This window comes from Rhodobacter sp. 4.3.4, assembly GCF_058724655.1.
In genome coordinates, this window is record NZ_JBZXDU010000005.1 from 29,464 (window position 1) to 46,690 (window position 17,227).

Below are 17,227 nucleotides of genomic sequence, written 5' to 3' on the forward strand. Positions count from 1 at the left end.
TTTTTCGTTCAGTGAGGGGTATGGGGATGGTTGCGCAGATCGCGCGGCGCGGCGCTCGGGGCCACGGCGGCGCGGCGTTTGTCTTGCCGGATCACGACGGGGCAGCGCGCGTGGCTTTGATAGAGAACCTGGCAATGCAGGCAGGTGACGCATTCGTTCGGGTTGATCTCGCCGGTGGGGTGGATCGCCTGCACCGGGCAGTCATGGGCGCAGACCTGACAGGGGTTGCCGCAGTCGTGATAGCGCTTGAGCCAGTCGAACATCCGCAGCCGGGCCGGAATGGCGAGCGCAGCGCCGAGCGGGCAGAGATAGCGGCAATAGAACCGCTCGACAAAAAGCCCCGCCATCAGCAGCGCCGCGGCATAGGCGACAAAGGGCCAGGCGCGGACGAATTTGAGGATGATCGCGGTCTTGAAGGGCTCGATTTCCGCAAGGTGTTCGGCCTGTTCGATCGAGCCCAGAGAGACCCCGAAAAGCCCAAGGAAGATCATGTATTTGATCGGCCAAAGCCGTTCGTTGAGGCCCCAGGGCAGGGTCCATTGCGGAATGTGCAGGGCGCGGGCGATGCGATTGGTGATTTCCTGCAGAGCGCCAAAGGGGCAAAGCCAGCCGCAATAGGCCCCCCGGCCCCAGAACAGCAGCGCGGCGGCGACGGCAAACCACAAGATGAAGGTCAGCGGATCGAGCAGGAAGGCCTGCCAGCTGAAAGAGGTGGTCAGCGCGCCAAAGAGCGCCATCAGATTGACCACCGAGAGCTGCGCATTGGCGTAAAAGCCAAGGAACATCAGCGTGACCGACAGGAACCCCATGCGGAACCAGAAGAAGGCCCGGGCGTTGCGCGTCACCGCGGTCTGGAAGAAGAACACCAGCGTCAGCACCGTGAGCATCGCCCCGGTGACGGCGATCTCGAGCTTCTTGCCCGCCCAGATCGAGCGCCACAGATCGGCTTGCGCCGCGGTTTCCTCGACCGGGGCGGGTGCCGCCACGGCCACGGGTTTGAGGTAGCCCGCGGGCAGCTGGTAGCCCAGATCAAAGGTGGTGAAGACCTTTTCCGTCGCCGCCACCGGCCGTTGCACCAGAAGCTGCAGCCGGAACGGTTTCGCCGGGTCAAAGCCCAGATCGGCGGGGATCCGGAACAGGTCGGTTTCGGTGAAGCTGGGAGCGCCCTTGGCCTCGAGCGAGACCAGACGGCGGTGATCGCGGTCATGGAACCGCACCGTCACATCGTCTTGCACCAGCACGATGCGGTCGAAGATGCCGCCGCGGACATAGCCCGAGCCTTTGAAGGAATAAAGCCCGTTCGCCGCCACGGCCACGGCGGCTTCGCCGGGCTTGAGCCAGGCCTGCAGGTTCGCCGTCTCGGCCGGGCCCAGCACCGCCTTGCCGATGCCCGGCACCGAGACCAGCGCCAGGTTCAGGTCGATGAAGCTTGTCTGCGGCGGCTCGCTCAGCGCCCGGGCGGCGGCGCGCGGATCGGGCAGCGCCGCGAAAGCCTCGTTCACCTGACCGACATCCAGCGACAGCCGCCGCACGGTGCCGTCGCCCAGCATCGAAAGCCAGCCCTCGGGCGCGGCGGCGTCCGGGTTGATCTTGGCTTTCGGGCCGGTGGCGATTTCGGCACTCATGCCACCAAGGCCAAGCGCCCGGGCGACCTTGATCCCCGATCGCAGCATCGAATCGTCGATCACCATCACAGTGACCGTGGCGCCCGAAATGATCTGCAGATCATGCGCGGCGGCCTTGTCGGCGGCGGCTTTCGGCAGATCGACGCCGATATAGGAGCCGACCAGCGCCTTGACCTTGGCCTCGGGGATGCCGACCAGAACGATCGGCTCGGAATGCTTGACCAGCTGCGCGCCGATCACCTTGCCCGCGGGATCGAGCGCCATCATCACATGGATGGGCTTGCCCGAATAGCCGGTGGTGCCGACGAAATCGGAGGTGACATAGACCCAGCCGAGTTGGGTCTGTCCCTGCAGCACCGGGGCAACCGCCAGATCCTCGCGCAGGGGGCCGAACCCATCGGCGCGCGGGACAAGATCTGCGGCCGCGATCTGCGGCAGGTATTTTTCAAGCACGGTTTCCGCAGCCAGAGCGGGCCCCGAAAGCACCGCCACCAGCCCGAACACCAGCCCGCAGAAAAGCGAAAGGAAAAAGGTCGGTCTGCGCATCAAGAGATCATCCGGACAGGGGCCGCGCACGGGGGGCCGCGGGCAGCGGGAACAGGATCGGGCCGCGCGGGCATCTCGGCGCGGGCGGTCATCCAGAGGGGGTCGAAACGGGTGTCTGCCGCATCGGCCAGCGGGGCCGGACGCGGCACCACCGCCCCGGCGGCGGCGGCAAGACAATCGGGGCAGGCGTCGCAATCGACCGCGCCGGGCGCCGGGGCGGCATGGCCCTCGGCATCAAGCCAGATCACATCGCGCGCGCCCGCATCCGAGCAGATTTCCATCGGCTGCAGCCCCGCCTGCGCCGCGCAGGCCGCCGCCCCCCAGGCGCCCGCCAGCACCAGAGCCAGACAGAGGCTCAGGCGAAGGGCCAGGGCGGCCAGCGGCGTCAGACGCCGCGCAAGGGGCGCGGTGAAGGTCATGATCTCTCCCTAAGGACCGATCCTGCCATCGGCCTTGATTTAAGTCATGTGGAATATCCTTTTTATCGGATCTCGACCCTGCCGCGATTTCGCGTCAAGATATGTGCATCCGTTCAGAGGTGGCCCTTGCGCCTGACGACCTTCACCGATTACGCCCTGCGCCTGCTGATCTATACCGCCGGCAAGCCCGAGTGCCGGGTGACCATCGACGAGGTGGCAGACTGGTTCGCAATCTCGCGGGCGCATGTGAAGAAGGTGGTTCTGACCCTGTCGCGCGGCGGATTTCTGGTGTCGAGAAAGGGGCGGAACGGCGGTTTCACGCTGGCGCGGCCCCCCGGAGAGATCAACCTTGCGGCGGTGATTCTGGAGACGGAGCCGGATTTCGGCGTGTTCGAATGCTATCTGACCGGCAATGAATGCCGGATCTCGCGCCCCTGTCGGCTGCCCAATATCGCCAACGAGGCGCTTGATGCGTTCTTTGCCGTCCTCAGCAAATACACGTTGGCCGATGCCATGGTGCGGCCGACATATTTCCTGCTGTCTGTCGAAGGCCCACAACCCCTGCGCGGGCCGAAGCTGCATGCGCTTCAGGCCAAGGAGGGCGCGGTCGAGTAGGCTCTTTCCGCATTTGAGCCTTCGACACGGATTTGACACGGAAGACGACTTCCGGGGGCAATGAGAGGTCTTCCGCGCTCGATCTGGTTCAGTAATCAACCTGCTCGAACCCGTAACCGCCCTCGTGATCGTGCCATTCGATGAAGTCGGATCGCTTGTATATCCCCGGGCAGTGGCTGCCGTCCGGAGTGCTGTAGTCTGCCCAGCCTTCCAGGCCTTCGAATGCCGCAGGGAGCGCAGCGACGGAGGATCCGCTCCAGCTGAAATTGCCTTGGATGCCGTATGAGCCGACACGGACGCGCTGGCTTTGATTGCAGGTGTCGTTGTCCCCTCCAATCCAGTGCTGCCGGGCGATTTCGACACTGAACACCCGGACTGAGCGCACGAAGTCGAACTCGGGGCCATCGCGCCTGCGGTGGCCATCCGCGCCAGTGACAGCCGGTTCACCTGCGGGTCTTTCGACCGCCAGCCGCCCCAAGACTTTTCGGATTTCATCTGTCCGGGCAGGCCCGCGGGCAAGAACGCCACGACCGCGATCAGGATCGCCGCCAGCAGCGCCGCCATGCCCCAGATCGCCGGTTTGAAGCCGACAAGCGCCAGCAAAGCCGCACCAAGGAAGAATCCAAGCCCCTTCACCGCGTTCTTTGAGCCGGTCAGCGCCGCCACCCAGCGAAAAAGCCCGCCGTCTCCGTTGGGTGCGAGCAGTTTCACGCGGATTTCGACGACATCTTCGCCAGATCCTTGGCCACGCCCGAGACACCTTGCACCGCCATCACGAAAGCGACCGAGGCGGGGCTCAGCTGGGCCAGCGCCACGAGGGCGGCGACCTGCAGCGCGAGCCCGGCGTAGAGCGTTGCTGCAAGGCCGAAGCGCGTAACCGGCGCAATGCCTCGTATGTCGAGCGCGAGAGAGAGTTTAGCGCAGATCCTTCCGCGTAGCTGGTGTGGTTACCTGTTTCGCAGTCTCACAAGAGCCGTTTCGACGGTCGGCCCCAAAACCAGCAGCGCGATGATGGTGATGAAGGGCGAGAAAACTATCGTCAGAAAGACCCATCCCACCGACGATCTGCCACGGCCGACGGCCATCGACGCTGGAAGCCAGATGTAGAGCCAAAACACGAAGGCGAGCATCAAGAGGACGCCGATGCCGCCTGCCATACCGTCCATCCCAGCCAATCTCAATTTCGCCAATGCTGAGGAGATTAAAGCGTCCCCGGCCATGTGTAAGCCCCTTGATCCAGTGAGACGACCAACGCCCGAAAAGAAGTGATGAATTCGGGCCATGGCGCAGGGAGGCGGGCAATCGAGGTTCTGCCCGCTCAACCCAATTCCCAATCCCCCCTGTGCATCCTCTCCTTGGCGCGTTCTGCCTCGCGCAATGTCAGGCCCATGCCCGGATGGGTCCGCGCCGCGACGGCGACCGCCAGCGCCACCGCTTGCCTCTCGCGCTGTTCCGGAAAGTCTTGCATCAGCGCCTCGATCCGTCCCGCCGCCAGATCCGACGCAATACCGTTCCCATATCTCCGGCGAAGGTCTGCGGCGAAGCGTTGCGCCTCTTCATCAGACCCGAAGCACACTGCGCCAGTCGCTGCGATTGTTCGGGCCATCGCGCGCATCGTCCCGAGGAGCCGCGCGGACTGCACATCGTGGTCGCGCTGATGACCTGCCTCGATCAACGCTTCGGATTGTTCATAGAACTGCCCGAGCGCCGAGCCCGCCAGGTTCCTCTGCTTCCGGTCCATGAGATTGAGGTTCCGATGCGCCGCAACGGCGCGCAGATCGTCCCGAACCCACAGCTGCTCCTCAAAGGCATTTGCTGCGGCCCGGTCGATACGCTCTCTCAACATCCGGGGCTCGAGGCCTATCTGGACCCCGAGCGCCGATATCTTTTCGCTGATGTCCAAACCCGGGGCGCGCATGTCGGGCAAGTTCTGCCGCGCCGCGTCCGCACACCGCACAATCATCCTTCGGCCATAGATTTCCGACTGCGCCGGCATCTCCAGCAACTGCGCGCCGCGCCGATCCCCAAGCCCGTCGAGAACATCGCGGGCATGGCCGAACAATTCCTTGCGCAGCGCAAGCTGCTCCTGTTCAGGCCGCGCCCCGATCCGCTCCAGCGCCTGCCCCATCCAGCCTTCGAAATGCCGTTCGAGATCGGCACGGGTATCACGGTGCTCGGCGGCTGGGAAAGCATTCACGATACCGCCACGGACCAAGGCAGCCTCCGCCGCACGGATCCGCGTGGCGATCTCATCAAGCCCGGTCAGGGCGGCCAGATGCGCAAGCCCGCGCAGGGTTTCGGCGGAGCGGGTCATGCTTGACAGGGCCTCATCGAGCGCCCGACCCTCGCGCATCCTCTCCTTGGGCGCCCGGCCCTGCGCCTGCGCCCACTCGATCTCGGCCCGGCTCGGGCCATAGCTCAGAATCCCCCGCTCGGCCCGCGAGCTGGCGTCGAGAAACACCCCTTCTTCCGCCGCGATCTCGACCATCCGGGTTTTCATCATGTCGAGATTGAACGCATGCTCGCGGGCCATGTAGAACCACCTCCCGTCGATCAGACCGCGGTTGTTCACCACGACATGCACATGCGGATGCGCGCGGTCGGTGTGCAGCGCCGCGACATAGGCCCATTCCTCCGCCTGATGCGCCCCGGACTGGAACATCTCGAAGGCCCAGGCCTCGGCGATCAACTTCGCCTTGCCGGGGGCAACATGTGAGGGAAAGCTGAGCAAGAGATGGCTCGTATGTCCGTTCTTCGGCGCCCCGCGCCAGTCATCGCCCCAGGTCTCCGCGATCTCGCGGCGCTCCTCGGCTGCAAGTCCGCGGGCGTTCGGATCATGGGCGACGGCATTGCCAAAGATCGCCTCGGACTTCGAGAACAGGTAATCGAACTGCGCCCGCAGATCCTTGGCGGTATGCGTCCCGCCCCGATTGATCTTCTTGATCACCGCCGCATTCGATCCAAGCGCAAAGCGCCAAAGCTGCGCCGCCCGTGGCGAAAAGCGCACAAATCCTGCCCCGCTCGTTCCCCGCGCACGCCCCCGCTGCGGTCGCAACACATCAAGATCGCCAAGCAGGGCGCGGGCGACGCCTCGGCCGGGCCGTGTCGCAAGCTTAGCCACCTTGGTGCCCCTGATGCTCTGCCACAAACTTCCGGTAGAGGGTCACGCCCCTCCGGCGCCGCTCGCTGATCACCTGCGACAGGGTCGCGCGCAAGAGCGGCAGCCTCTGGCGCAACTCGTCGAGTCCGGCCCACTGCTCCTTGACCATCGACACCCGACCCACACCCGCGCGCCATCCGTGAGCGGGCTCCGCCGCCATCCGATCCGGCACGATTTCAGGGCAGGTGGGTGCCGTAGACGCATTATCTCTTGGCGTTTTTCTCACCACCGTCGCACTCATTATTTTTTGTAGACATCACGCATTTCCTGCCACCACTCTTACTCTTATCTTTATAGCCTTTGCAACTGCAGCCTTGGGGCGAAAAAACGTGCTTGCGGAAGACGTTTACGCAAGGTAAGCCACCGATCACCAAACGCCTTTCACGGCTCCCTCATCCCTACAAGCTGTTCGCGCAAACGCCCCCCTTTCATCGGGAGAGGGAAATCAATGTAATAAAAATACACTTCATAACATGTTGTTGTGGCGTCATCCCGCCCCGCCATTTCTCGACCGGGGCTCACGAAAGAACGAGTGAGATGCGTGCCAGGCATCAGCGATGTGCTCTCTGTAGCCTGCAGAAGGTCAACCGCAAGGCGATATCAGACAAACGCGAAACGCGACAAGCCAATAGTTTTTCGCTTTCCGCTATATGTTCCGCGCAATTCGCTTTCCGCGGGATGAATTTAGATATTAGCGCGACGAATAATTAAAACGGTTTTCGGCGATCAGAAAAAAGACTTCGGCACACCGCTGTAAGCATCCGGAAAGCCGCAAGATGAGGGAAGTTTCATGAGTAACGGGATACGCGTCGTTCTGGTGATGAACCGAAAAGGAGGATCGGGCAAAAGCACGGTCTGCCGCGCGCTGGCCTCGGCCGCTGCCGTGAGGGGCGGAAACCGTGACGATTTTCGACACCGGCTCCTCACGTTCCTGCTTTCACTGGATGGCCGCCGGACGCACAGCGGGGAGCATACGTCAAACCGAGGCCTTGCCACCCACGTGCTCAATGCCTTGAAGGAGGCAACAGAGCTGCTCGACGAAATCGACCGGATGATCACCGTTCCGATGGAGGTCGCGTGATGGCCCCGCGCAAGGACATGATGCGGGTCATCCGCCGCGATGCAGGATTTTCGGCGACACTCGGATTTGGCGAGGGCGCGGGCGATCCGAAAGATGACCGCTCGCCAACCTCAAACGCCCGCGAAACGCTGACACCTGCGCTCGCGATCAAGGGGGAAGCCGGGAGGGGGCAGGCTCGATCTTGGAGGCGTCAGCGACGATCGAAGACCAAATGGCCGCCACTGGATGTGACGTGATCACCGAGGCAGAGACATCCGAACAAGCGCCGAGCGAAGAGTTTCAAGTTGGTGCGGGAATTCGGCTGCACCGATGGCACCACAGAAACGCCGCCCGAAACACCAAAAATATAGCTATAACCCCATGATAATGCTATATTTGTTGTGCCGTTTGCCAGAAATCTGCGGTTCGGGACAACAAACACATGCTTTTCAATGACTTGGACCAAAGAATCGCACGTGAGCGGATCAACCTTACTCAGGTCTGGACCGCATGGATCGAGGCCGAAGACCTGCGCCGTCACAGCTTCTTGGGAACGATGGGGTTCGAGACACGCGATGGCAAGGACTATCTCTATCGCCGGATCGGCAGTTCCGGCAAAAGCCTTGGTCCGCGGTCCGCATGGACCGAGACCCAACTGGAACGGTTCCAGGTCTCTCGCGAAGAAAACCGCCGGAGGCTTGAAAGCCTCTCGGATGGCATGTCGAAGCAGGCTGCCATCCTGCGCGGCTTGCGCGATGGACGCATGCCGACTGTTGCCGCGCGGATCTTGCGACAGTTGCGGATCCACGGCCGCGACACCGGGATCCGGGTTGTCGGCACGAATGCCCTCTACACCTACGAGGCGCTTGCGGGCGTCGTCTTCGACGCGGGTGTTACTGCAACCGGCGACATCGATCTGCTTCAGGATGATCGTCGCCGCCTGCGGTTGATGACCGAGGACCGCAACCTGACAGGTCTCGCTCAACTCATCTGCGATCGGGTCGATCGCAGTTTTCGTACGCGCAACAAGCGAGACTATCGGCTGACGAACGACGACGGTTACATGGTCGAATTGATCCGCCCGGAGCCACGCCCAGCCTGGAAACGCATGCCCGGAGCCGAACCCGAGGAGGAAGGAGATCTGGTTGGAGCACCAGTGATCGGACTTCAATGGCTGGTCAATGCCCCGGCAATCGAAACGATTGTCGTCGACGAAAGTGGCTTCCCCGCACCAGTTCGCAGCCCCGATCCGCGTTATTGGGCGGCCCACAAACTCTGGCTGTCCAAGCGGGAGGATCGCGATCCGATCAAAAAGAGCCGCGATGCCGCACAGGGTGCGGCCGTGCTTCAACTGGTTCAGGGTCGCCTTCCGCAGATGCCGCTAGACGAACAGTTCCTTGGACATCTGCCGAAAACCCTTGCAGCCGAAATCACGTCCCATCTATCGGCGGCACCCAAAAGCACGCGTCCCAACTGGTGAGGCCTGAGGCAGGTTGCGCTTTCGGCGCGCCTGTCACCTCAAAGCGCTGGCCCGCCCGCGCCGCAGCACTTCTTGGATTTCTGATGCTGTCCCATGGAGGTGTGTAGCTGGCGCTGATCGTCACCGTGATGTGCGGCGCAGGGCTGTTTGATAAGGATGCCACGGCGGGCAGGCTGATGACGGCATTCTCGCTCATCGGCGCTATGGTTTCCAGAGTCATGTAGCGGGCGCGCGGGACCGCCCATTCATCGTTCTGTTCCAACAGCAGTGCGCCGACGAGGCGGACGATGGCGTCGTCTTTGGGGAAGATGCCGGCAACCTCGGTTCGGCGCTTGATTTCACCGTTTAGGCGCTCGATGGGGTTGCACCTCCTCGATGGTTTCAAAGATGAAGAGGTCCAGCCATTCGTGCCGGACCGTCCGGTTGTAGCGCTCGACATAAGTGTTCTGCTGTGGCTTGCCGGACTGGATGTAGGTCAGGGCGATACTTCGCCCGCCATTTGTAGAACGTCGCGCTGCTGATCCCGTGCTCGCGGCACAGTTCGCGCACGGCCAACCCGCCCTCGGCTTGACGCAACACGCCCATGATCTGGGCTTCGGTGAAACGGACCTTCTTCATCGGAATCTCCTCGTCCATCTTGCCGAGAAAATTCTACTTTCGCATCCCCTTAACCACGGGGAGGATTACCATGATCCATCCGATATGCGTCCTCCAACGCGCCGAACTGACCCCTGAGGAGGGTGACACCTTAACTTTGCTCAGGTGCGACATTTCTACTTTGCGCCGGCATGAACACTGCCGGTAATAGATGTTATGTAATCCTCGGCGGCGTTCGGCGCTGGACCAGCGCCTCGTTCTGCTTGCGCAGCTGTCCCGCCAAACAGGTCGTTATGAGGGCGTCGGAAACGCGGTATGGATCTCGCGTCCAGCTTGATCGACGTGCCCGGCCCATTGCCGCCGGTCGGTGCCTCGCCATGCCGCGGCGCGGATTCCATGAAGCGGACGGCCAGCACCTGGCGCAGCAAAGTCTTGGCCCATGTCGCTGATGCGGGCGTACCGGACCTTCGTTGCTGATGCGTGAAGGTCAGCTTTCCCCTGCTGGCCAGACAATGGCGAGCATGCCAGTATTCCGAAATGACCCGAGAAATCCCTGAACTTTGGGGCGCCCGCGTCCGCCTGCGCCCCTTCCGAAGTTCCGATATTGACGGACGGCTCGCTCTTGGGCAGTCGCCGGAGATCGTACATTGCTTCGGAGGCGACCCGAGGGGCCTTTCTCCGTATGAGGAAGGCGATGCCCGGTCATGGGTGGAGCGGAACCTTGCGCATCCCCTTTGTTGGGCGGTCGAGGTCGATGGCCGCCTATTGGGGGAGGCTCGTTTGGACGGGCTTGATTATCACGACGGCCGGGCGCGCCTGGCAATCGGGCTCTACGACCTCTCACAGCTCGGGAAAGGGCTGGGTCGTGAGGTGATCAAGCTGATCTTATCGCATGCCTTCGAAACGCTGCAGCTGCACCGGGTCGACTTGCGGGTGCTCGCATACAATGAGCGAGCGATCCGTTGCTATCGCGCCTGCGGCTTCATCGAAGAGGGGCGCGAACGCGAGAGCGCTCGTGTCGGCGATGTTTGGCACGACGACATCATCATGGGGGTTTTGGCGCAAGAATACCAAGGTCAGACCTGAAAGGGCCGTCGTTTCGGAAGGCCGACCTTTCTACGACTCGCAGCGATGGCCAAAGTCAGGCTTGCGCGATGAGCATTACGGCGAGGAGGAGGAAGAGCCCCCCGGCAAAACGCCTGATCGTGATTTGGTGCCGCGCAAGCGCCTCGCTGATGTGCCGTGTCGCGCCTGCCGTGGCAAGCGCGCCGTAGCCAAGAGCGGAAATCGCCGTCGTCAGGGCAACGACAGCGGCTTCCGCCCCTGGCGCGCCCGCCATCAGGCTGGCGAGGAACAAAACGGTCTTGGGATTTGACAGGTTCGCCCCGAGGCCGAGGCAGAAGCAACAGCGGATCGGGTCGTGCAAAGGTCCGCGCGCATCCTGGCTGCCACGTGATCGAAGCAGATTCAGCCCGAGCATTGCAAGATAGGCCGCACCGATCCAGCGCAGTGCCATAAAGGCCCAGGGGGCGGTCGCGAAAATCACTGTGAGGCCGAAGAGGCAGGCCAGGCCCCAGAGCGCCGTGCCGCAGGTGATACCGACCACAGCAAGAAACGCGCAACGCCGCCCCCCGCTCAGGGAAAGCGACAAGGCGAGAAGATCAGGGCCGGGGATTGCCAAGGCCGCGCTCCAGACGAGGACAATTCCTCCAAGCCCTGCGGCGGTCGCGCTCATCTCAGATCGCTTGGCGCGATTCCCAGCCGGGCACGAAACTGCGCGCTCATATGGGCATGAGAAGCAAAGCCGCAGGCCGCGGCAACTTCGACCAGCGGGCGGCGCGTGCTGCGCACCATTTCGGTGGCGCGGTTCAGGCGATGCGCAAGGATGTGCGCGCGCGGTGTGCGCCCGGTCGCCTCCCGAAAGGCGCGGGTGAAGAAGCCGGGCGACAGATCCAGCGCCGCAGCCAGATCTGAGACAAGCAAAGGCTCTCCAAGCCGGGCCTCGATCAGGGCATCGATCCGGCGCAGCCGCTGTGGCGTGATCCATGCGTGTAGGCGAGGCCGTGTGTCGGCGTGAATTGCGGCCAGCCGCTCGGAAAGGGTCAGGATCGGCGCTTCGGTCTGCAGAGGATCGGCCCCGGTCAGAAGGGCACGGCGCAGCGCCTGCGCTGCGGCCTCGGCGCCCCGATCCGACACGTCGCGCAAGGGCCGATCGGGGCCGCAGAGCCCCTCGATCCGCAGGTAGGCACCGCCACGCTCTGAGGCGGAATACACATCGCAACCTGCCGGCACCCAGGCAAGGCCCCCCGCCCGTGCCACGAAGACCTGTCGGCGATCAGTCCCGAACGCATGCTCGCCCATTTGCGGATCGAAGGCGAAGCCGAGCCCCCCGGCCGCCGGGGTGTAATGCACCGAATAGGGCGCCGCAGACCAAAGCTCTATCCGCCAGCGCCCGATTTGCGCCCGAAGAACCCCTGCACCCGGGGCGATCTGTTGCGATGCCACCTTCATGGGGAAAGCCTATCGCAACCCGCCCTGCCGTGCAGCCCTGCGTGCGGGGTTGGCGTGATTTCATGTGCGATCCATGAAAGCTCGCCCTCCTCTTGGCTGCTAAAGCGGCAAAAACAGGAGGTTGCGATGCAGTTTACCCAAGATGAGATAGCCGATGCCGTGGCGATCTTGCGCCCTCGCGTGCCGCCCACGCCCGCTTACGCCTGGCCGCTTCTAACGGCGCGACTGGGGCTTGAAGTAATCGTCAAACACGAAAATCACACCCCCACCGGCGCGTTCAAGGCGCGGGGCGGGTTGGTTTACATGGAGCGGTTGCGCCGGGCCGGACTGCCGCCGGGGGTGGTGACGGCGACGCGGGGCAATCATGGCCAGTCGATCGCGATGGGCGCGCAGGCTGCGGGCATTCCGGCGCTGATCGTGGTGCCGAAGGGCAATTCCCCCGAGAAGAACGCCGCGATGCGGGCTTTTGGCGGAGAGGTGTTGATCGCGGGCGAAGATTTCGACGCCGCCCGGGTCCGTGCCGCCGCCGAGGCCGAGGCGCGGGGCTATCGGATGGTGCCGTCGTTCCACCGCGATCTGGTGCAGGGTGTCGCGACCTATGCGGTGGAACTTTTTTCCGATTGGCAGCGGATCGACGTGGTCTTCGCGCCGGTGGGCATGGGCTCGGGGCTCTGCGGGCTGATCGCGATGCGCGACCTGCTGGGGCTTTCGACCGAGATCGTGGGCGTGGTGGCAAAGCGTGCGCCTGCCTTTGCGCGGTCGTTCCGGGCCGGTCACCCGCTGCCCGGCTTTGGCGCGCAGACCTTCGCCGATGGCATCGCCTGCCGCGAACCATTGCCCGAGGCGCTGGAAGTGATCCTGCGCGGTGCCGCCGATCTGATCGAGGTGGAGGAGGCGGAGATCGCCGAGGCGATACGGGTGCTGTTGACCGACACCCACAACCTTGCCGAGGGCGCAGGTGCTGCGGCCCTGGCGGGGCTGATGCAGTGTCGGGCCCGCCATGCGGGGAAGCGCGCGGCCGTGATCCTGAGCGGCGGCAACATCGACCGGGAGGCCTTGCTTGCGGTGCTCTCTGGTCAAACGCCCGGCGAGGCAAGTGCGCGACAGCCATGAAAATTGTACGGGGGAAAAGGCGCGTGAGTGATCACATCCCTCGCCCACCTCTCGTGGCGAGTGATCATTGCGCTTGAAGATCGCCATCGACCTACCCGGCCCTGAGCCGCCGGTCGACACTCCCGGCGCAGGCATCAGATACTGCGCGCGGGAATGTGGGGCGATACCAAGGCGATCAAGCGGCCTGGTCATCGCGCCGAGCATCCGATCGGTCCTCGCAGGCCGCCTCGCCCGCGAAAGCGGGAGGGGACGGAAAACGGCCCCGAAGCCGGAGCGGGCGAATACCTGACTGTTTTTATAAATTACAATCTTGAAACCCGGCCCCGGCTCTGACATGGTCCCGCCAGGCAGCAAGTCCCGCAGGGGCATGCTTCTGTCAGGCCCGCCACGGGCAACCGACAGAAGGAGCGACCTTTCCCGTACATCCCGCTCCGCATCGCCTTGGGCGATCGGCGTTTTTCGCGGCGCGAGATCACAGCCCCAGCGCGAGCGACGCCCTCGCGCGCAATGCCGAGTTCGCTGCATGACCACGCTCTCCCCCGCTTTGAACGCCGATGCCGGCGCCCCCGTCGGGTTCGACCAGCCCTTTGCCTTTCGCAACGCCGCCGGGCGGGTCTGTGCCGCGGGTCCGGGCCGGGCGCTCGCGCGGGGCACGCGCGAAAGCCTGGCCGAGCGCCTGGCGCCCTTCTTTGCCGGCCCGGCCGATGGCGCGGTGATCGGCGGGGCCCTGCCCTTCGACACCACCCGCCCCGACTGCCTGTGGCAGGCCGCGGGCGGCGACGGGATCTGGCCCGGCGATGACGTTATGGCCACCGGCCCCGCCCGCCCCGCAGCCCCTCCCGCCCCCCTGCCGCGCCCGCAACCACCCGCCCGCGGCTATATCGACAGCGTCGCCCGCGCGCTCGAGATCATGCGCCGCGAAGACGGCCTGCCCGAGGCGCTGCAAAAGATCGTCCTGGCCCGCACCCTGCTGGTCGAGGAGGCGCAGGCCTTCCCGATGCGCGACGTGCTGGCCCGGCTGAGCGAGGACCCGTCGGTGACCGCCTTCCAGGTCTCGCTGCCGCCGCGCGCCGATCAGGCGGCGCCGCGCCATCTGGTCGGCGCGACGCCGGAGCTGCTGTTGCAAAAGCGCGGCGCGGCGATCCTGTCGCATCCGCTGGCGGGCTCGGCGCGGCGGAGCGAGGCGGGCGAGGCAGATACACGGGCGGCGCAGGCGCTGGCCCGGTCGGAAAAGGATCAGCGCGAGCACCGGCTGGTGGTCGAATACATCCTTGACCTGCTCGCCCCCGACTGCGCCGAGCTTGCGACGCCCGAGGGCCCCGCGCTGACCAAAACCCGCTCGATGTGGCATATCGGCACCCGGATCACCGGGCGACTGAAGGACCCCGACACCCCCGCAGTGGTGCTGGCCGCGCGGCTGCATCCGACGCCTGCGGTCTGCGGCCTGCCCTGCGCGCGGGCCGCCGGGCTGATCCGCCGCCTCGAGCCGGTCGAGCGCGATTTCTATGCCGGGGCGGTCGGCTGGTGCGACCGGCGCGGCGATGGCGACTGGCATGTGGCGATCCGCTGCGCGGAACTTTGCGGCGCCCAGGCGCGGCTTTATGCGGGCGCGGGCATCGTGCTCGGCTCGGAGCCGCGCGCCGAGGCGGCCGAGACCGGCGCCAAATTCGGCGCCCTTCTGGCCGCGCTTGGCCTGCCGCGCGATGCGGCGCTGCACGATCTCGACTCCCGTCACGACTGAGCACAGGACACCCCAGATGGCCCTTCCCGGCATTCTCTCCTATCCCCTGCCCCGCCCCGAGGCGCTGCCCGCAGCCCGCGCCCCCTGGCATATTGTGCCCGCCCGTGCGGCGCTGCTGATCCATGACATGCAGCGCTATTTCTGCGCGCCCTTCCCGCAGGAGGCGGCGCCCCTGCCCGCGGTGATCGACAATATCGCCAGCCTCGCCCGGGCCGCCCGGGCCTGTGGCATGCCGGTTTTCTACACCGCGCAGGAGGGCGCCCAGCTGCGCGCCGACCGTGGCCTGCAGGCCGATCTCTGGGGGGCCGGGATGTCGCGCCGCGCGGAGCATCAGGACATCCTGCCCGATCTTGCCCCGGCGCCGGGGGATCTGGTGCTGACCAAGCACCGCTACAGCGCCTTTCAGCGCTCGAACCTGGAAACCCTGCTGCGCGCACGTGGCCGCGATCAGCTGCTGATCACCGGGGTTTATGCCCATATCGGCTGTCTTGCCACCGCCGCCGAGGCGTTCCAGCGCGATATCGAGCCCTTTGCCATCGCCGATGCCCAGGCCGATTTCGACGCCGAACGCCACGAGATGGCGTTGCGATGGGTGGCGGGCACCTGCGGCGGGGTGATCGCGACGCGCGACGCAATGGCCACGCTGACCGGGGTGGCCCGATGCGCCTGAGCGGATTTTCCGGGCGCTGCGCGCTTGTCACCGGCGCGGCGGGCGGCATCGGCCGCGAAACCGTCCGCCTGCTGCACGACGCGGGGGCGCGCGTCATTGCCACCGATACCGCCGAAGCGCTGGCCAGCCTGCCCGACGACATCCGCGCCAGCGCCGGGGTCTGGCTGCCCTGCGATCTGCGCGATCCCGCCGCGATCGAGGCGATGCTGGCCAAGGCCGAGGCGCAGGCGGGACCGATCGGCCTTGCCGCCCATACCGCCGGGGTGCTGACGCTTGGCCCGCTGCTTGAGATGACGGCCGAGGACTGGCGCCGGGTGATGGCGATCAACCTTGATGGCAGTTTTTATCTGCTGCAGGCGCTTGGGCGGCGGCTGGTGCAACAGCCGGGGGCGGCGCTGGTGGTGGTCAGCTCGAATGCCGCGGGGATTCCGCGGCTGGGGATGGGCGCCTATTGCGCCTCGAAGGCGGCGCTGACCATGCTGACCCGCTGCCTCGGGCTGGAACTGGCGCAGCAGGGCCTGCGCTGCAACGTGCTGGCGCCCGGCTCGACGCTGACGCCGATGCAGACGGCGATGTGGACCGACGATCAGGGCCCGGCGCGGGTGATCGCGGGCGATGGCGCCAGGTTCCGCACCGGGATTCCGCTGGGCAAGCTGGCGACGCCCGCCGATATCGCGCAGGCGGCGGTGTTCCTGCTCTCGGAGCAGGCGGGCCACATCACCATGGCCGATCTTTACATCGACGGTGGCGCCACGCTGCGCGGCTGAGTCCCGGCCCTGCCGTCCCCGCGCGGCAGGGCAACGGCCGTCATCACCCCCGCCGGTCCGGCCAAAAGCACCGCCCCGATCCGCCGCCCCGTCCACCAGCCCGGCGCCAGATCGCGCGTCAGCCGCAGCGCGGGCGGCTCTGCTTCTGTCGCGGCGCAAAGCTCGGCCGCGCCGAAATCGAAGCTTTGCCCGATCTGCGGGCTCAAAGCCTTGAAAAGACTTTCCTTCACCGAAAAGATCAGCCCGACCCAGCGCGGATCAGCGCCGAAGGCCTCCTGTTCCGCCACGGTCAGGGCCACCGGGGCGATCTGCTGCGCAAGCGGCGGGGTCAGATGCTGCTCGATGTCGATGCCAAGCCCGCCCCATACGGCGGTGTCGCCCAGCAGGGCGATCGCCTGCCCGTCGCAATGGCTGATCGCCCCGCACAGACCCGCGGGCCAGACCGGCGCGCCCCTGGCGCTGCGCCCGGCCAGACAGGGCATGCCGCAAAGCGCGTGCGCGGCGGCAGCGGCGGCCAGCCGCCCGGCGCGATACTCTGCCCGACGGCGCAGGCGCGGCAGGCCGGGCGGGACCGGCGCAGCCGGGCACATCTCGGCTCGACAGCCGGGCAGCGCCGCCCGCAGCTGCGCCAGCGGCCGTTCCCAGCCCGCCAGACCCGGGTGCGGCTCAGCCACCGCGCCGCGCCGCGATCAGCGCCTCCCAGGCCTGCAGCGTCGGCGCGCTGGCCAGCTCCTCGAAGCTGACGGCGATGCCGCGCGCCTTCAGCTCGGCCGCCAGGGTCATCACCCGCAGCGAATCCAGCCCGTAATAAATCAGGCTCTCGACCGGGTCGATCGGCCCCTCGTCCTCCAAAAGCGCAGCGAGGCGCGCGAGAAGCCAGTCACGATCGGCAGTGTCGGGATGGGCAGTCAGGGTCATTCGGC

18 protein-coding genes and 4 pseudogenes are annotated in these 17,227 nt (G+C 65.5%); 9 read left to right on the top strand and 13 right to left on the bottom strand.

What is annotated here, in order from left to right; translation table 11 throughout:
- Window positions 1–8 precede the first annotated feature (8 nt).
- Together AC4PTB_RS19425 and AC4PTB_RS19430 are read right to left on the bottom strand one after the other, a co-directional pair.
- A complete protein-coding gene (locus AC4PTB_RS19425) occupies window positions 9–2,171 on the bottom strand; it encodes a 4Fe-4S binding protein (RefSeq protein WP_492192927.1) in 2,163 nt (720 codons plus the stop codon).
- Window positions 2,171–2,590 (bottom strand): hypothetical protein, encoded by a 420-nt coding sequence (locus AC4PTB_RS19430; protein ID WP_136906043.1) that lies wholly within the window; start codon window positions 2,588–2,590, stop codon window positions 2,171–2,173. Before AC4PTB_RS19430 ends, AC4PTB_RS19425 begins: the two co-directional genes overlap by 1 nt.
- Window positions 2,591–2,716: 126 nt before the next feature.
- Here AC4PTB_RS19430 and AC4PTB_RS19435 point away from each other — a divergent pair, with 126 nt between their 5' ends.
- Window positions 2,717–3,205: an RrF2 family transcriptional regulator gene (locus tag AC4PTB_RS19435; RefSeq protein WP_492192928.1), complete on the top strand. Its 489-nt coding sequence runs from the start codon at window positions 2,717–2,719 to the stop codon at window positions 3,203–3,205.
- An 88-nt stretch (window positions 3,206–3,293) separates the two neighbouring features.
- On the opposite strand, the gene AC4PTB_RS19440 is transcribed toward AC4PTB_RS19435, so the two are convergent.
- The 4 genes and pseudogenes from AC4PTB_RS19440 to AC4PTB_RS19455 form a co-directional block, all read right to left on the bottom strand.
- Window positions 3,294–3,575 carry a hypothetical protein gene (locus AC4PTB_RS19440; RefSeq protein ID WP_492192929.1) on the bottom strand — a complete coding sequence of 94 codons (282 nt, stop codon included), beginning with the start codon at window positions 3,573–3,575 and terminating at the stop codon, window positions 3,294–3,296.
- Between the two features lie 35 nt (window positions 3,576–3,610).
- Window positions 3,611–4,077 (bottom strand): annotated as a pseudogene (locus tag AC4PTB_RS19445) (MFS transporter); the annotation flags it as partial.
- Between the two features lie 75 nt (window positions 4,078–4,152).
- Window positions 4,153–4,425, bottom strand: a complete 273-nt coding sequence (locus AC4PTB_RS19450) for a hypothetical protein (protein WP_492192930.1) — start codon at window positions 4,423–4,425, stop codon at window positions 4,153–4,155.
- Between the two features lie 98 nt (window positions 4,426–4,523).
- Window positions 4,524–6,212 (bottom strand): relaxase/mobilization nuclease domain-containing protein, encoded by a 1,689-nt coding sequence (locus AC4PTB_RS19455; protein WP_492192931.1) that lies wholly within the window; start codon window positions 6,210–6,212, stop codon window positions 4,524–4,526.
- Window positions 6,213–7,155: 943 nt separating this feature from the next.
- Here AC4PTB_RS19455 and AC4PTB_RS19460 point away from each other — a divergent pair.
- The 3 genes from AC4PTB_RS19460 (at window position 7,156) to AC4PTB_RS19470 (ending at window position 8,905) form a co-directional block, all read left to right on the top strand.
- The gene (locus tag AC4PTB_RS19460; RefSeq protein WP_492192874.1) at window positions 7,156–7,446 is read left to right on the top strand and encodes a hypothetical protein; all 291 of its coding nucleotides are present in this window, start codon (window positions 7,156–7,158) and stop codon (window positions 7,444–7,446) included.
- The gene (locus tag AC4PTB_RS19465) at window positions 7,446–7,682 is read left to right on the top strand and encodes a hypothetical protein (protein WP_492192875.1); all 237 of its coding nucleotides are present in this window, start codon (window positions 7,446–7,448) and stop codon (window positions 7,680–7,682) included. The genes AC4PTB_RS19460 and AC4PTB_RS19465 overlap by 1 nt, the downstream gene beginning before the upstream one ends.
- 185 nt (window positions 7,683–7,867) lie before the next feature.
- The gene (locus tag AC4PTB_RS19470; protein ID WP_492192876.1) at window positions 7,868–8,905 is read left to right on the top strand and encodes a GSU2403 family nucleotidyltransferase fold protein; all 1,038 of its coding nucleotides are present in this window, start codon (window positions 7,868–7,870) and stop codon (window positions 8,903–8,905) included.
- Here the strand turns inward: AC4PTB_RS19470 and AC4PTB_RS19475 are convergent.
- The 3 pseudogenes from AC4PTB_RS19475 to AC4PTB_RS19485 all read right to left on the bottom strand — a co-directional run.
- Window positions 8,856–9,269: pseudogene (locus AC4PTB_RS19475) on the bottom strand (transposase); the annotation flags it as partial. The gene AC4PTB_RS19470 and the pseudogene AC4PTB_RS19475 sit on opposite strands and share 50 nt — an antisense overlap.
- Window positions 9,268–9,396 (bottom strand): annotated as a pseudogene (locus AC4PTB_RS19480) (integrase core domain-containing protein); the annotation flags it as partial. The pseudogenes AC4PTB_RS19480 and AC4PTB_RS19475, both read right to left, overlap by 2 nt.
- Window positions 9,389–9,523: pseudogene (locus AC4PTB_RS19485) on the bottom strand (transposase); the annotation flags it as partial. The pseudogenes AC4PTB_RS19485 and AC4PTB_RS19480, both read right to left, overlap by 8 nt.
- 516 nt (window positions 9,524–10,039) lie before the next feature.
- Here AC4PTB_RS19485 and AC4PTB_RS19490 point away from each other — a divergent pair.
- Entirely contained in the window at window positions 10,040–10,588 is a 549-nt protein-coding gene (locus AC4PTB_RS19490) for a GNAT family N-acetyltransferase (RefSeq protein ID WP_492192877.1), read from the top strand.
- A gap of 55 nt (window positions 10,589–10,643) precedes the next feature.
- Here the strand turns inward: AC4PTB_RS19490 and AC4PTB_RS19495 are convergent, their stop codons facing one another.
- Together AC4PTB_RS19495 and AC4PTB_RS19500 are read right to left on the bottom strand one after the other, a co-directional pair.
- A complete protein-coding gene (locus AC4PTB_RS19495; protein WP_492192878.1) occupies window positions 10,644–11,237 on the bottom strand; it encodes a LysE family transporter in 594 nt (197 codons plus the stop codon).
- On the bottom strand, window positions 11,234–12,013 hold the full coding sequence (locus AC4PTB_RS19500) for a helix-turn-helix domain-containing protein (protein ID WP_492192879.1): 780 nt from the start codon (window positions 12,011–12,013) through the stop codon (window positions 11,234–11,236). The genes AC4PTB_RS19495 and AC4PTB_RS19500 overlap by 4 nt, the downstream gene beginning before the upstream one ends.
- A gap of 126 nt (window positions 12,014–12,139) precedes the next feature.
- Between AC4PTB_RS19500 and AC4PTB_RS19505 the strand changes: the two genes are divergently transcribed.
- From AC4PTB_RS19505 to AC4PTB_RS19520, 4 genes are all read left to right on the top strand, one after another.
- Entirely contained in the window at window positions 12,140–13,126 is a 987-nt protein-coding gene (locus AC4PTB_RS19505) for a threonine dehydratase (RefSeq protein ID WP_492192880.1), read from the top strand.
- Between the two features lie 523 nt (window positions 13,127–13,649).
- A complete protein-coding gene (locus AC4PTB_RS19510) occupies window positions 13,650–14,867 on the top strand; it encodes an isochorismate synthase (RefSeq protein WP_492192881.1) in 1,218 nt (405 codons plus the stop codon).
- A gap of 16 nt (window positions 14,868–14,883) precedes the next feature.
- Window positions 14,884–15,537: an isochorismatase family protein gene (locus tag AC4PTB_RS19515; protein ID WP_492192882.1), complete on the top strand. Its 654-nt coding sequence runs from the start codon at window positions 14,884–14,886 to the stop codon at window positions 15,535–15,537.
- Entirely contained in the window at window positions 15,528–16,304 is a 777-nt protein-coding gene (locus tag AC4PTB_RS19520; protein WP_492192883.1) for an SDR family oxidoreductase, read from the top strand. The genes AC4PTB_RS19515 and AC4PTB_RS19520 overlap by 10 nt, the downstream gene beginning before the upstream one ends.
- On the opposite strand, the gene AC4PTB_RS19525 is transcribed toward AC4PTB_RS19520, so the two are convergent.
- Window positions 16,271–16,978, bottom strand: coding sequence for a 4'-phosphopantetheinyl transferase family protein (locus AC4PTB_RS19525; protein WP_492192884.1), 708 nt, complete (start codon window positions 16,976–16,978; stop codon window positions 16,271–16,273). The two genes, AC4PTB_RS19520 and AC4PTB_RS19525, sit on opposite strands and share 34 nt — an antisense overlap.
- On the bottom strand, window positions 16,971–17,222 hold the full coding sequence (locus AC4PTB_RS19530; RefSeq protein ID WP_492192885.1) for a phosphopantetheine-binding protein: 252 nt from the start codon (window positions 17,220–17,222) through the stop codon (window positions 16,971–16,973). The genes AC4PTB_RS19525 and AC4PTB_RS19530 overlap by 8 nt, the downstream gene beginning before the upstream one ends.
- Between the last annotated feature and the right edge of the window lie 5 nt (window positions 17,223–17,227).